The organism is Endozoicomonas sp. 2B-B, assembly GCF_053470045.1.
The window spans coordinates 4,559,282-4,573,176 of record NZ_JBLZMU010000001.1 but is presented as its reverse complement, the minus strand read 5'-3'; the positions used below and the strand labels follow the sequence as shown (position 1 = coordinate 4,573,176).

General features: G+C 49.2%; 16 protein-coding genes. 13 read left to right on the top strand and 3 right to left on the bottom strand.

Annotated features, from left to right (window positions below):
- Nucleotides 1-190 precede the first annotated feature (190 nt).
- Entirely contained in the window at nucleotides 191-724 is a 534-nt protein-coding gene (ruvC, locus tag ACOMHB_RS17885; RefSeq protein ID WP_448217639.1) for a crossover junction endodeoxyribonuclease RuvC, read from the top strand.
- Between the two features lie 152 nt (nucleotides 725-876).
- On the opposite strand, the gene ACOMHB_RS17880 is transcribed toward ruvC, so the two are convergent.
- Nucleotides 877-1,422, bottom strand: a complete 546-nt coding sequence (locus ACOMHB_RS17880; protein ID WP_448217638.1) for a carboxymuconolactone decarboxylase family protein — start codon at nucleotides 1,420-1,422, stop codon at nucleotides 877-879.
- A gap of 138 nt (nucleotides 1,423-1,560) precedes the next feature.
- Between ACOMHB_RS17880 and ruvA the strand changes: the two genes are divergently transcribed.
- A complete protein-coding gene (gene ruvA / locus ACOMHB_RS17875) occupies nucleotides 1,561-2,172 on the top strand; it encodes a Holliday junction branch migration protein RuvA (RefSeq protein ID WP_448217637.1) in 612 nt (203 codons plus the stop codon).
- Nucleotides 2,173-2,236: 64 nt separating this feature from the next.
- Here ruvA and rarD read toward each other — a convergent pair whose 3' ends face one another.
- The gene (rarD, locus tag ACOMHB_RS17870; protein ID WP_422134460.1) at nucleotides 2,237-3,112 is read right to left on the bottom strand and encodes an EamA family transporter RarD; all 876 of its coding nucleotides are present in this window, start codon (nucleotides 3,110-3,112) and stop codon (nucleotides 2,237-2,239) included.
- A 224-nt stretch (nucleotides 3,113-3,336) separates the two neighbouring features.
- On the opposite strand from rarD, the gene ruvB reads away from it, so the two are divergent.
- The 11 genes from ruvB (at nucleotide 3,337) to queC (ending at nucleotide 12,432) form a co-directional block, all read left to right on the top strand.
- Nucleotides 3,337-4,347, top strand: a complete 1,011-nt coding sequence (ruvB, locus tag ACOMHB_RS17865) for a Holliday junction branch migration DNA helicase RuvB (RefSeq protein WP_448217636.1) — start codon at nucleotides 3,337-3,339, stop codon at nucleotides 4,345-4,347.
- A 66-nt stretch (nucleotides 4,348-4,413) separates the two neighbouring features.
- On the top strand, nucleotides 4,414-4,872 hold the full coding sequence (locus tag ACOMHB_RS17860; protein WP_448217635.1) for a hypothetical protein: 459 nt from the start codon (nucleotides 4,414-4,416) through the stop codon (nucleotides 4,870-4,872).
- A gap of 63 nt (nucleotides 4,873-4,935) precedes the next feature.
- A complete protein-coding gene (ybgC, locus tag ACOMHB_RS17855) occupies nucleotides 4,936-5,349 on the top strand; it encodes a tol-pal system-associated acyl-CoA thioesterase (protein WP_448217634.1) in 414 nt (137 codons plus the stop codon).
- A gap of 142 nt (nucleotides 5,350-5,491) precedes the next feature.
- Nucleotides 5,492-6,166 (top strand): protein TolQ, encoded by a 675-nt coding sequence (gene tolQ / locus ACOMHB_RS17850; protein ID WP_448217633.1) that lies wholly within the window; start codon nucleotides 5,492-5,494, stop codon nucleotides 6,164-6,166.
- An 18-nt stretch (nucleotides 6,167-6,184) separates the two neighbouring features.
- On the top strand, nucleotides 6,185-6,631 hold the full coding sequence (gene tolR / locus ACOMHB_RS17845) for a protein TolR (protein WP_422134455.1): 447 nt from the start codon (nucleotides 6,185-6,187) through the stop codon (nucleotides 6,629-6,631).
- A 79-nt stretch (nucleotides 6,632-6,710) separates the two neighbouring features.
- Nucleotides 6,711-7,532: a cell envelope integrity protein TolA gene (gene tolA / locus ACOMHB_RS17840; protein ID WP_422134454.1), complete on the top strand. Its 822-nt coding sequence runs from the start codon at nucleotides 6,711-6,713 to the stop codon at nucleotides 7,530-7,532.
- Nucleotides 7,529-8,998, top strand: a complete 1,470-nt coding sequence (gene tolB, locus ACOMHB_RS17835; RefSeq protein ID WP_422134453.1) for a Tol-Pal system beta propeller repeat protein TolB — start codon at nucleotides 7,529-7,531, stop codon at nucleotides 8,996-8,998. Before tolA ends, tolB begins: the two co-directional genes overlap by 4 nt.
- A gap of 288 nt (nucleotides 8,999-9,286) precedes the next feature.
- Nucleotides 9,287-9,847 carry an OmpA family protein gene (locus ACOMHB_RS17830; protein WP_422134452.1) on the top strand — a complete coding sequence of 187 codons (561 nt, stop codon included), beginning with the start codon at nucleotides 9,287-9,289 and terminating at the stop codon, nucleotides 9,845-9,847.
- A gap of 119 nt (nucleotides 9,848-9,966) precedes the next feature.
- Nucleotides 9,967-10,764, top strand: a complete 798-nt coding sequence (ybgF, locus tag ACOMHB_RS17825) for a tol-pal system protein YbgF (protein WP_422138446.1) — start codon at nucleotides 9,967-9,969, stop codon at nucleotides 10,762-10,764.
- Between the two features lie 168 nt (nucleotides 10,765-10,932).
- Entirely contained in the window at nucleotides 10,933-11,583 is a 651-nt protein-coding gene (queE, locus tag ACOMHB_RS17820) for a 7-carboxy-7-deazaguanine synthase QueE (RefSeq protein WP_422134450.1), read from the top strand.
- A 171-nt stretch (nucleotides 11,584-11,754) separates the two neighbouring features.
- Entirely contained in the window at nucleotides 11,755-12,432 is a 678-nt protein-coding gene (gene queC, locus ACOMHB_RS17815; RefSeq protein ID WP_422134449.1) for a 7-cyano-7-deazaguanine synthase QueC, read from the top strand.
- Between the two features lie 90 nt (nucleotides 12,433-12,522).
- Here the strand turns inward: queC and ACOMHB_RS17810 are convergent, their stop codons facing one another.
- Nucleotides 12,523-13,884 carry an esterase-like activity of phytase family protein gene (locus tag ACOMHB_RS17810; protein ID WP_448217632.1) on the bottom strand — a complete coding sequence of 454 codons (1,362 nt, stop codon included), beginning with the start codon at nucleotides 13,882-13,884 and terminating at the stop codon, nucleotides 12,523-12,525.
- Nucleotides 13,885-13,895 lie beyond the last annotated feature (11 nt).

Here is a 13,895-nt window from a genome sequence, read left to right as displayed (position 1 = left end):
TGTAAGTTTCTGATACCCACCGGCACCGCTGGTATATTGTATGGGTGTACAGTATCCTTTTGACATAACCATGACTTTGAACCCTCGCCTGTCAGATTTTTTTGGCAGAAGCTGTCACACTCATTGACCCCGGGGGGCATCAAACGCTGTCATTGAAAATAGCGATATCTGACTTGAGAATACATTCTGAATGGCCATCCTGATGGGGATAGATCCGGGCTCAAGAATTACCGGCTATGGATTAATTGAAGAAGTAGGCAATAAAACACATTATGTGGCGTCCGGTTGTATTCGCATCCGGGAGGCGCCTCTACCTGAGCGGTTGCAGCAGATTTATGAAGGCATCAGCACTTTGATCGAACGTTACATCCCGCAGTCCGTCGGTGTGGAGCAAGTGTTCATGTCCAGAAATGCTGATTCGGCACTGAAACTGGGTCAGGCCAGGGCTGCGGCCATTGTGGCTGTGGTTAATCACAATATTGAAGTGTCGGAATACTCTGCCCGGCAGGTCAAGCAGGCTGTGGTTGGTAAAGGCTCTGCGGATAAGTACCAGGTAAAGCACATGGTGAAGTCGATCCTTGACTTGAATGATACCCCTCAGGGCGATGCTGCGGACGCTCTGGCGGTTGCTCTTTGTCATGCTCATACTCGTTCCAGTCTGGTCAGGATGGCGGGTGCTACGGGTACTCGACGTCGTCGTCTTACGGGGCAGTCAGGAGGCTGACCGAGAATAGCGCCCGTAGCGAGGACGGCAGAAAATTGAGGATGAAAATTCGGTTTTGTGAGGAGAATAGCGAGCTATTTGACGAACAAAAGCGGATTTTTAGACCAATTTGCTGCCGCCGCAGTAGGGCAGTCTATTCCCGGTCAGCCTCCTTAGTTTGGGTGGACACAAAGGTGAAAGGAAGCAATGCAAAACACCAGATCCAGGATCTGTTGTGGCGTGTAGATTTTCTTCAGTTCTTTCCAGTTCTCCGGACTTATGATCTGTTCTTTGTAGAGTTCTTCAGTGGTTTTCAGTAACAGGCGTTGTTTGTTGTCCCAGCCCGGTGCCAGATGGCCACGGGAAACCATTTGTACATCACTGGCTTTCAGTCCCGTATCCAGTGCGCATTGAGCAATATCCGGGATCAGGTGTCTGGTATTGCAAATGTACGCACTTCTCAGGGCAACCAGAGCGCGATCTCTCATCGGGAGGCTGCTGTAGCCTTGTATATAACTGATGAAGCTGCGAGCAGGCTTATCAAGCTCAGGTGAGTTTGCCGGGCGTCCCGGGAAATCTTCCTTTAACAAAGATTTTTGTGACTTGATGAAAGGGATGGGAATAGGGCCACCGGGTACAGCTGGGTGGTATTCACTGGCCAGGCCAGCCTCGGGCAGGATCTGCCAGAGTGATCCCAGAAATGTGCGAAGTTTCTTCAAGGGGGCAGCTCCTTCAGATCATCGAATTGAACTTCTCTTAGTGATTAGAGAGTGACAATTCTCAGGAGTTCTACGCCCTCGTCGTATTGTTAGGCGTTCTGACCTTATAGTCAGAAAATAAAAGATTTGGAAAACAGGATGATTGGAAGAATTCGGGGCCTTCTGGCTGACAAACAGCCCCCTCATTTGCTGATAGAGACCCATGGTATCGGGTATGAAGTGGAAGCTCCGATGTCGGTTTTTTATAAACTGCCGGACGTTGGTCAGGAGGTCGTGTTATATACCCACTTTGTAGTGCGCGAAGATGCTCAGCTCCTATACGGTTTTAGCAATCGTGATGAGCGGGAGTTGTTTAGAACTCTGATCAAGGTCAATGGGGTTGGTCCCAAGCTCGGACTGACCCTGTTGTCCGGTATAGAAGCTGATGCTTTTGTGCGCTGTGTGCAGGAAGGTGATAGTGCCACTTTGGTGAAGTTGCCGGGTGTGGGTAAAAAAACAGCCGAGCGGCTGATTGTTGAAATGAAAGATAAGCTGGATCGTTGGCAGTCAGCACCTCTGCTGGAAGGTAAGCCTCTGGTTGTCGGTGGCGAAATGGCTGCCGGAGCAAAAGATATTGAACAGGAAGCCGTCAGTGCTCTGGTGGCCCTGGGTTATAAGCCCCAGGAAGCCGGCAAAGTCATTGGTAAGTTGCTCAAGGATGGCATGACCAGTGAAGAGCTGATTCGTCAGGCTCTGAAAAGTATGATCTGATAACACCGCGTCTTACTTTAAAAGGTGAGATGATTGAGTCTCACCTGCTTGTCTGCTTTGTAGTTTACCGGATGAACTTCCTGACCGAGTCGACGCAGATGGCTGCCGTTGCCAGCCAGATAAAGCTATAGCTGAGCCACTGCTGTAAGGTGAAGACTTCTCCGAGAACGGTGACAGCCACCACAAATATCAAAGCAGGCTCCAGGTAGCTCAACAGGCCAAACAAACTGACAGACAGATGCCTGGAGGCGTTGATGTAGCAGATCAGTGACAGGCTGCAGAGAAGCCCCAGACCTGGCAGCAGATACCAAAGAGTGACGGAATGGGTCAGGTTTTGCATAAAACTCTGATCACTCATCAGTATGAAAATACCAGCCGGAAGGAACAACAGGTGCTCAAAAAGCAGGGCTGGCAAGGTATCGACCTGCAAAGGTTTACGGATGATGAAATACACCGGATAAAGTCCGGCCACTGCCAGACTGACCCAGGGTAATGAGCCCTGTTGCCAAATCATGGCAAGCACGCCCAATGACGCAGACCCCATGGCAAAGTAATGAGCCTTGTTCAGTCTCTCGTTAAATACCAGCTTGCCGGTTAATGCCAGGGTGAGTGGCAGCAAAAAGTAGCCAAGGGAGAGATCCTGTGTTTTATCATTCACGGGGCCCCAGACAAACAGCCACCACTGAAAGCCAACAATCAAACCACCCAGGGATAGCATCAGCACAGTTTTCCGGCAGAGAAAAACCGCCCTGAAGCCCCGAAGCCGGTCCATGCGATAGCAGACCATTGTCAGGCAGAGAGCGCTGAAAATGACCCTGTTCCAGAACAGGGTATTTCCGGACAGCTTAATAAACTGTACATAAATGGGCACAAGCCCGAACATCACGGAGGCCATGACCGAGTTAGTCAGGCCTTTTCCAGAAACCAAATGTGTATTCATTCTGAGTACTTCCTTTAATCAGAATTTAAAACAGAGAGTGTAGGAGTCCGATGACTCCGAAGTTTAAAAGGTAATGCACCCCCGGGCAGCTAAGTGCTCGCAAGTGCTCTTTTTACGTTCAGAGTGCTTGGACGATTAAATGTAGCGTTTTGTTCCCAAAGCTGGATTATTTTTTTAACAGACTGGAGATGGTACGCTGAGAGTAATGGTAGACGAGCTAGAACATGATTGAAGCAGATCGATTGATATCCTCCTCAGAACGCCCTCTGGAAGAGGTGCTGGATCGGGCTATTCGCCCGGTAAAACTGGCTGATTATGTGGGACAGCCAAAAGTCAGGGAGCAGATGGAAATTTTTATCCAGGCTGCAAGACTTCGTAATGATGCCCTTGATCATACCCTTATATTCGGACCTCCGGGGCTGGGTAAAACCACGCTTTCCCACATCCTTGCCAATGAGATGGGCAGCAATATTCGAACGACTTCTGGCCCGGTGCTGGAAAAAGCGGGTGACCTGGCAGCTCTTCTGACCAATCTTGAGCCCAATGACATTCTGTTTATTGATGAAATTCACCGCCTCAGTCCGGTAGTTGAAGAAGTATTGTATCCGGCGATGGAAGATTATCAGCTGGACATCATGATCGGTGAAGGCCCTGCTGCGCGATCTATCAAGCTGGACCTGCCTCCCTTTACCCTGGTGGGAGCTACAACCAGGGCGGGTCTGCTGACGTCTCCGCTCCGGGATCGTTTTGGTATTGTACAGAGGCTGGAGTTTTATAATATTGAGGACCTGACTCATATCGTAGAACGTTCTGCCGGAATTCTCGGGGTGGGGATTGATAAGGAAGGTGCAGGAGAGATTGCCCGACGCTCCAGAGGAACGCCCAGAATTGCCAACCGATTGCTGAGAAGGGTGCGTGATTTTGCCGAAGTAAAGGGGAATGGTGTGATCCACAAGGAGACGGCCGATGCCGCATTGAATATGCTGGATGTTGATGCCAGCGGTTTTGATCATATGGACAGACGGCTGCTGTTAGCCATGATCGAAAAGTTTGATGGTGGGCCGGTCGGGGTAGACAGTCTGGCGGCTGCCATCAGTGAGGAGAGGGATACCATCGAAGATGTCCTGGAGCCTTATCTTATTCAACAGGGCTATATGATGAGAACCCCCAGAGGGCGGATGGTCACCAAGCACGCATACTTGCATTTTGGGCTTGACTACCGGATAGAAGAATAAGTCTTTCCGGTTTAATATCTGGATCGTTCTTTTGAAAAACGAGTGGCTAAGGAAACGCTGATGCTCATGAGAATTTTAGGAATCTACTGTCTATTTGTTCTGTCGCTCACTCCTCTGAGTGGTTGTCAGACTATTACTACGGAAGCGACGCCAATGCGTCCAGGGTTCTACTCTGCACCTTTCTCTGTCTCGGCAGCAAGTTGCTCGCAGGTGCTTCATGGTTCCAGCCAGCTGCCGATTGATCTGTATCATGCCGGAGTCTGCTTCGAGCAGGGAGTGGGTACAACAGCTTCCTTAGCCCAGGCTGTTGAGCGTTACTCCATGGCGGCTCGATGGGGGATTCCGGAAGCCACCCAAGCCTTGAAACGTTTGCACAAACCCGTTCCAGCTCCTGATTTGCTGCAACGCAGAACAGAGCAGGAGCAACGCCTGAACAAGCAGAGACTGGATGAGGAAAAACTCAATAAAGGCTCCTATCCTCCGCCTCATAATTTCCCTCATTGTGGTCGTTCATCGTGTTATTAACTTGCCAGGGTATCGGCGTCTCTGGCAGTCTCTGATCTGGTTTAATGTTATGTGAACTGCTCTGTGACTGATACCTTTTCTATTTCCATTCGAGTCTATTATGAAGATACCGATGCCGGCGGCATCGTATATCACGTCAATTACCTGAAGTTTATGGAGCGAGCCAGAACCGAATATCTGCGAACTACCGGTTATGACCACCAGAAGTTGTTGAAGGAAAAGAAGCAGCTGGTAGTGGTTGATGCTTCTGTTCAGTTCAAACACATTGCCCGGTTGGATGACTCTCTTAACGTGACTGTCGCAGTTGAAAGTATGGGTAAAGCCAGGATGGTTTTTCTGCAACAGTGTTTTCGTGAAGGTCTTTTGATATGTGAAGGTCGGTTTGTGGTGGCTTGCCTGAACAGTCAGAGCAGAAAACCCACAGCGATTACAGAATCCTTACGGAATAAATTAAGTCCTGACAGCAATTCGCCCTGAGATTGGTGGTACTATCCATAACTGCCTGTTTATCATGAAAATGCAGTCACAGCGTCTGGCCCGATTCCAGAATGATTGTCGATGATCATTTCTCTAACAAGTATTAATCAAATTAAAAGCGAGGTTTTCAGTGGCAGATAGCATGTCCATTTGGTCACTGGTAGGCAATGCCAGTTGGATCGTTTTACTGGTGCTGATACTGCTGGTGGTGGCATCTGTTGTTTCCTGGGTGATGATCGTTCAGCGTGGCGTACTCATTCGTTCCGCTCAACGCAATATGATGGCCTTTGAAGATCGCTTCTGGTCGGGGATGGATCTGACCCAGCTCTATAAAGAGCTGGACAAAGAAGAAGACCTGGGTGGTCTGGAATTGGTTTTCCGTTCAGGCTTTAGTGAGTTTTCCCGCATGCGTTCTCAGGGTACTGGAGAGGCTGATGCTGTCATGGAAGCCACACAGAGAGCCATGAGAGTGGCCATCTCCCGTGAGCAGGAAAAACTGGAAACGCATCTGCCCTTTCTGGCCAGTGTCGGTTCGACCTGTCCTTATGTTGGCCTGTTCGGTACCGTAGTCGGCATTATGAACTCTTTCCGTGGGCTGGCAAATGTGCAGCAGGCCACTCTGGCATCGGTTGCTCCTGGTATTGCTGAAGCTCTGATGACGACAGCGGTTGGTCTGGTAGCTGCGATTCCTGCGGTGGTAGCTTATAACCGTTACGCATCCAGAGTGGAAGCCCTGCTGTCGAACTACGAGACCTTTGCGGATGAATTTTCCAGTATTCTTCATCGCAAGGTTCACAGTCGTCACAGTGCAGGCTAAGGGAGCGAGTAAAAAATCATGGCTCGATCCAGAACCCGGCGCAAGCCGATGTCAGAAATCAACATGGTGCCGTTTATCGACATCATGATGGTCATGCTGGTGGCCTTTATGGTCAGTGCCCCGATGCTGACTCAGGGGGTAAAGGTAGAACTTCCGAAGGCAACCAGTAATCCGATGCCACTGCCTGATGATGCCAAGACTCTGATTATCTCTGTCCAGTCCGATGGCAAGTTCTTTATTGATCTGGGCGGTCATCAGGAAAGTGCCAAAGGAATGGATGAAATCAGTGAGAAGGTAGGTAAGGTTCTTTCTGCCAGTCCCGAGACCCGGGTGTTGATAAAGGGGGATCGTAAAGTTGACTATGGCTCAGTGGTTGAGCTGATGGCCAGATTACAGGGAGTGGGTGTTAATGATGTGGGATTGATTACAGATCCTGCGTTGCTCAATGAACGGACGAAGCGCTGATGATAGAAAGTGTTATCCGCTGGTTTGACTGTCAGTCAGAACAAATCATGATCATGGTGTTGTGGAACGCAGGGCTGTAATGAAGAAAATTCCATTGATCGGTGCTTTATTGAATCATAAGCTTTTTCAGGGTTACGGGTTTGCAGTGGTGTTTTCCTTACTGCTGCACGTTCTGATACTGGGTCTGGTGTCCTGGGACTGGTCAACTGCAGATGAGTTGAGGATTGTAGCGCCAAAAAGTATCAAAGCCAGTGTCGTTGAAATTGCCCAGCCAAAGCCAATACCGCCAGCGCCCAAGCCTGTTGTAGACAACTCGGCACAAAAAGCTCGTGAGCTTGCTGCTCAGAAGCGCAAAGAAGAAGCCCGCCGACAGGCAGAAATTAAAAAACAGAAAGAGCTGGCTCTGAAAAAAGAGCATGCAGCCAAAGAGAAAGCAAAAAAGGAAAAAGCAGCTCGTAAAGAGCAAGAGCGACAGCAGCGTCTGGCTGAAGAAAACAGGAAGAAAAAGCAACAGGAAGCGTTACTCAGACAGCTTGAGCAGGAGCGGGTTGCCCGCGAACAGGCTCAGGCAGTTGCTGCCGAGCAGGCAGAACAAGAGGCTGGAGAAGTAGCTTACTACTCCGAACTGCTGAAAAACCTTATTGCCCGGAACTGGAACCGACCGCCCAGTGCCCGTAACAATATGGTGGCTCTGGTTCAGCTCAGTCTGTCGCCTTTTGGTGACTTGCTGGAAGTAAGGTTGCTTGAAGGCAGTGGTAATGATGCCTATGATCGTTCTGTCGTACAGGCGATACAGAGGGCGGCGCCTTTTCCTGAATTGAAAAAGCTGGAACGGCGTGTGTTCGATAATAAATTCAAGCGCATTAACTTTAGGTTCAGGCCAGAGGATCTGGTGAGATGAAGCAACAACTGCAATGGTTTTCTGCCGGATTGTCGGGCAGCTTTAAAAGTAAGCAGACTGTCTTCAGGGAAGACACCTGTCGTCGTGTTTACCTATTAATCTCTTCTGCAATATTTTCATGGTTCCGAAGTAGGAGCGTTTTGGTCTCATCTCTGTTTGTTGCCCTGCTGTTATCAATGCAGAGTGCTCAGGCCATTCTCACAATCGAAGTAACCCAGGGTAATGACAAGGCCGTCAAGGTGGCAGTACCACCCTTCAGCTGGAATGGTAAGAAAATTCTGCCCGAAGATATGGCTTCTGTTGTAGAAGATAACCTTCATTTCAGCGGCCTGTTTGCAGCTTTGCCCAGAAAGGATATGCTCAGCTTTCCATCCAGTGCCAAAGATGTTGTTTACCGTGACTGGAATATACTGGGTGCTTCCTACCTGGTTACCGGAGAGGTTAAACAGGAAGGCAATACGTTTGAAGTGGACTATCAGCTGTTTGATATTGTTCGCCAGAAAAGCATTATGAAAGGCAGGGTTCGAGGCGATGAAAGTCAGCTGCGCGGGTTGGCTCATCATATCAGTGATGCGATATACGAAAAGATCACCGGTATTCCCGGCGATTTCTCGACCCGAATCATGTATGTCACTGCTGATCGTAAAAGTGCTGAACATACGGATTACAGTCTAAACTATGCCGATGCCGATGGTCAGCGCCAGCGCGAGATACTTCGTTCAAGAGAGCCTATACTGTCACCGAGCTGGTCACCCGACGGCAGTCGTGTTGCCTATGCTTCTTTTGAAACCGGTCGTCCGGCTATCTATATTCAGGAACTGGCTACCGGTAAACGTCAGAAGATAACTGACTTCAAAGGGTTGAACAGCTCTCCGGTATTTTCTCCTGATGGCAGGCAGTTGGCACTGGTTCTGTCCAAGGAGCAGAATCCGGACATTTATGTGATGGATCTGGCCACTGACAAACTCAGTCAGATTACATCACATTTCTCGATTGATACTGAGCCAGACTGGATGCCAGATGGGAAAAGTCTGATCTTTACATCTAACCGGGGAGGCAGTGCCCAGATTTATCAGATCGGGCTTGACAGGTTGTCGAACGGTACTGTGGTTGCTGAAGGCAAACCTAAACGGCTGACGTTTACTGGTAAATTCAATGCCCGTGCTAAAGTATTCCCTGATGGTAAATCTCTGGCACTAGTCCATAAAGGTCAGGGAGCCACAGAATTTAACATCGCCATTCTGGATCTTGATACTGGACGACTGCGTCAGCTTACGTCTGCCCGGTTGGAAGATTCGCCCAGTGTTTCCCCTGGGGGCCGTCGTCTAATCTATGCGGTATCGGGAGGCAAAAACGGGGAGCTTGGCATTGTTACAGCGGATGGTCGGGTAAAATATCGCTTGCCATCGGCCGAGGGTGATGTCAGAGAGCCGGTTTGGGGACCATCAATAGCTACACAGCGCTAAATCGGGTTGGATTGGTTCGCTGGAGTCAGTCGAACTTGGCATTCGAGCATAAAATTCAGTAGAGTGAGCCAGCTCTTCAAATGGTCTTGTGCGAATAGTTAATTTATTCAATCAAATTCATCTGTAGCGCTGGACGCTCTTTCCGGATTTCAGGCCGAAGAAGTTGCAAGTTCAGCTGACCCCCTTGGTATTCGGGCTAGTCCGGAGTCTGCAGTTCTGATACTGTACTGCATCAATCAATACATTGATTTTGATTTACCAACATTGAACGAACAATTGGAGCTTGTCATGCGTTTTGCCAATTTTGTCAAAGCCACCGCACTCACTGCCACTGCACTCTGGCTGGCTGGTTGTGCCTCTACAGGTGGTCAGAGTACTTCTGATGTTGAATCTAACACTGACTTCGCGACTGAAGAAGTTGTGATTGAAACCTTCCCTGCTTATAGCCCTGCTGTTCAAGCCGTAATTGATAGCGGTGAGATTCAGGCTACCCCTGAAGAGATCGAACAATTGCTGGCGCATAAAACTTATCACTTTGCTTTTGACAGCTCCAAGCTGAAAGAGAGCGATTATAAGGCTCTGGACGTACAGGCTATTTATCTGAATTCCTCTGAAGGCCGTGGCAAGAAAATCACCATTCAGGGTAATACGGATGAGCGCGGAACTCGCACATATAACCTGGCTCTGGGCGAGCGTCGTGCTAATGCAGTTAAGAACTACCTGGTTAGCAAGGGTGTATCTCCAAGCCGTATTGAAGTGATTAGCTTTGGTTTTGAGAAGCCTCTGGACCCGGCTCACAATGCAACTGCCTGGGCTATGAATCGTCGTGCTCACATTGTGATCAACTGATGCCCATAGTTTTAGAAAAATATTGATTTCATAATGCAGCCATGGCCCATTCACTGGTGCAAAGCCCTTGGGTGGGCAGCATTTCAGACTCATGGCTGCCCGACAGGGAATGAGACTGAATGCCTCTGAAACGATCTGTTTGCTCTGCTTTTGTTGTTGTCGGCCTGGCCTCTTATGTTCAGGCAGAGGTGCCGGTGGTGGACTCCCAGCCTTCTGGAAATGCTTATTCTGTCAAGAGTTCACAAACTCGTGAATCGACTTCAGTGGCATCATCGGCAGGAGGTACTGCCCACTTATTGAACCTGGTGGATGAGCTTCGTCAGGAGACCATGACCCTCAGAGGGCAGTTGGAAGAGCAGGCTTATCAGATCAGGCAGCTGCAGAAAGAGAACCGGGAGCGTTACCTGGATCTTGATCAGCGCATTTCTCGTCTGGGTGACTCTTCTGGTGAGGCGCCTGCTGCCGCAGGAGGCGCTTCAAACTCCCCGGTGACTTTACCTGCTATCGGTAACAAGCCTTCAGTGTCTGAGACTGGTGCCCGCGAGGAAGCTGCTTATCAGGCTGCTTTCTCCCTGATCAAGGACAAGCGTTTTGATGAGGCTATTACGGCCTTGAAAAAGTTGTTGAAAGACTATCCCAAAGGTCAGTTTTCGGATAATGCCCAATACTGGTTAGGTGAAGTTCAGATGGCTCAGGGCAAATACAAGGAAGCTCTGGGCGACTTTCAGTCTCTGATTGACAATTATCCGGACAGTCCGAAAGTATCTGACGCTACCTACAAGCTGGGTCGTATTCTTGATTTGCAAGGCGAAAAAGACGCTGCCAGGAAACACCTTGAATCAGTGATCAGTCAATACCCCGGCAGTGCTGCTGCCCGATTGTCAGATACCTATCTCAGGAATATGTCCGATTCCTGATTAATTCTGCCTGCCTCCGGGTGGGCGTCGACTCTGTTTGGGTATTTCATCCATTTCCTGTTTTCTCCCTTGAGGGGATCTTGCATTCTGCTCGGGCAGTTAAACCAAAATTGACTTAAGTAGGATGGGCTCCTAGTATTGCCGACCTGAATGTCTGGTGAGAGCTCAATGACTGCTGATACCCTCAGAATTACTGAAATTTTTCACTCCCTGCAGGGAGAGTCCCGTACCTCGGGCCTGCCTACAGTGTTTGTCCGGCTGACGGGCTGTCCACTTCGTTGTGTCTGGTGTGATACCGAGTACTCATTTCACGGTGGCACCCGTATGTCTCTCGACGAGATCATAAAGGAGGTAGACGACTATGGCGCTAAATATGTCTGTGTAACAGGCGGTGAACCTCTTGGGCAGCCAAATTGTCTGCCTCTGCTTGAGCAGCTGGTAGACAAAGGCTATGAAGTATCACTGGAAACCAGTGGTGCTCTGGATGTTTCCCTGGTGGATGAGCGAGTGGTCAAAGTGCTCGACCTCAAGCCACCGGCATCTGGTGAAAGTCACAGGAATCTGTACGAGAATATTGAACACCTTACCGCTAATGACCAGGTTAAGTTCGTCATTGCCAATCGGGAAGATTATGAGTGGTCGGTCAGTAAAATGTTGCAGTACAACCTTGCGGGCCGGGTGTCAGATGTACTGTTTTCTCCCGTCAACGACCAGTTGGCTCCTGATCGGCTGGCTGACTGGATCATCTCAGACAAGCTTCCGGTTCGGTTTCAGGTGCAATTACATCGCGTGATCTGGGGCGACAAAGCCGGTGTTTGAGTCAAAATCCTAATCAGGTAGGCTGCAAGCTATTTAAGTTAACTCGTAAGCGTTTTATAACAGTCTGGTCAGCGCTGGATCGTCGATTGTCGCGAGCGTCGCTGTAACCCTCGACTTGGCCGCATTTATAGAAAAGCAGGCCATGAGCGAAGAAAAATAGGAATAAAGAGCATGACAAAAAAAGCAGTCATTTTACTGTCCGGTGGTCTGGATTCTTCCACAGTACTCGCCATTGCCAGAGATCAGGGATATGAGTGCTATACCGTCAGCTTTGATTACGGTCAGCGACACAGAGCAGAACTCGAAGCCTCTATTCGTGTTTCTGAGGCATTGGGTGCCAGGGATCATAAAACCCTGAAACTGGACTTGCGTGATCTTGGTGGCTCTGCTTTGACAGATGATGATATTGATGTCCCTGAGGATCTGGGCGAGGGTATCCCTGTAACTTATGTACCAGCACGAAATACTGTATTTCTTTCACTGGCACTGGGTTGGGCTGAAATTCTCGGTGCCCGGGACATTTTCATTGGCGCTAATGATGTAGATTATTCCGGCTATCCGGATTGTCGTCCTGAGTACCTCGAGGCTTTCGAGAAAATGGCTAACCTGGCCACCAAAGCGGGAGTTGAAGGGGATCACTTTCATATCCGCGCTCCACTGCTGGAGCTGACCAAGGCTGAGATCATAAAGGAAGGCAGTCGTCTGGGGGTTGATTACGGGATGACCGTTTCTTGTTATCAGGCTGACGAACAAGGTCGCGCCTGTGGTGTCTGTGACAGCTGCCGCTATCGTAAAAAGGGCTTTGCCGAAGCCTCTGTCGCCGACCCAACGCCTTATGTAGAATCTTGAGTGATCCAACCTGACCGCTGAACGTTTGCAGGTCTGTTCAAGTTCATACTGTCGTTCTCAAGCCAGTCCTGAGTACGGCAGTCAGGAGATCTATTGCATCTTGAACAGTTTTTCAGGCACTCTGAAGAAGATAACATCAGTGCTTCTTGGCTTGGGAAAATTGGCACCATTATCGCCAACCAGAACCAGTAGCCTGCTGTCGTCAGTCCCGTGAGGTCCAATCGTCACCCCTTCGATATTGATTCTTTTAAAGTCCGGGAAGGTTTTTTCAAAGTCCCGGGTGCTCAGCAGACGCTTCTTTCTCAGTAAAGGCAGAGACGTATTAGCAGTCTCTTTCGGTTGCTCTTCTGGACAGGTGCATTTATTGCCTTGGGTTGGGGGAAGAGGGTTATCCAGATCAACCAGATAAACTTCCGTGTATGTATAGTTTACGGTTTTTCTGTCGGCTTTCCTGATGAAATTTTTTTCGATGACAAGAAACTGGTGATTGTTGACGGCCTGGGCGTCGCTGATGCTCTGTACAATGACGTCTACCTCGGGGTTGTAAAGCTCTGCAGGAACAGAAGTGGGCTGATAGTGGTATTGAATGTCTGGTTTCACAGAAGCTGAAACCTGATGGACCGCTTCAGCCATTGAGAAACGCAATACCCGACCAGGTACAGGGCCTTTATGATGTTGTTCATCCTGAAGAATCCCCTGTTCAGATATAGCAAGATAATCAGGGGTTCCCGGAAGGTGGATGACAGTTTCGAAGCCCCGGTTTCGCTTGACCCCCTTTTTATTGGGGTCTTCACTGTGCCAGTTGAACTGAGTGTCATAGATGCCGGGTACCCAGTGAGGTATCTTCCAGTCAAAGCGCCAGCCGATATTGGAAAATTCTCTGGGGTATTGGTATGCGCCCAGAAGAGATCCGTCTCTTCCTACTTTCAGAAGAGAGCTGTGAATATTCCATCCAGGGAATCGAATCCAGGGGCAGACCAGGTTGAACAGAAAGGTCGCGTTTTGTTCCGAAGCGACCAGAAAAGCACTGTCGCCAAGAAAGTCAAAGCCTTCTGTATCAATATGCCCATGGGTTGTCCAAAAAACAGAGTCATTAGGTTCAATGACAACTTCTCTGACCCGTCTGCCAGACTCTTGCAGGAAAGTACCTTTGCTTTTTGGAATGCCTTTCCTGGTAATCAGGGTTTCTTCCGGGATGAGATAGTATCGGGGCAAGCCGTTTTTGTTGTAATAGTTGGGAATGGCCCCGGTATCATCTGAAAGCAGAATGAATTGATTGTAGGCTTTGTCGTAACGGATGGAAGAAATTCCCAGGATTGGCTGATCTTCACTGTAATCCAGCTTTTTACTGCCGAGAAGCATTACTCCGTTCTGGCTGGCAATGGCAGCTTCAGAGGATAACAAAGCGTAGGTAAAAAAAAGGGAGAGAGGCCATAATCCTTTGGATGACATGAGGCTACCTT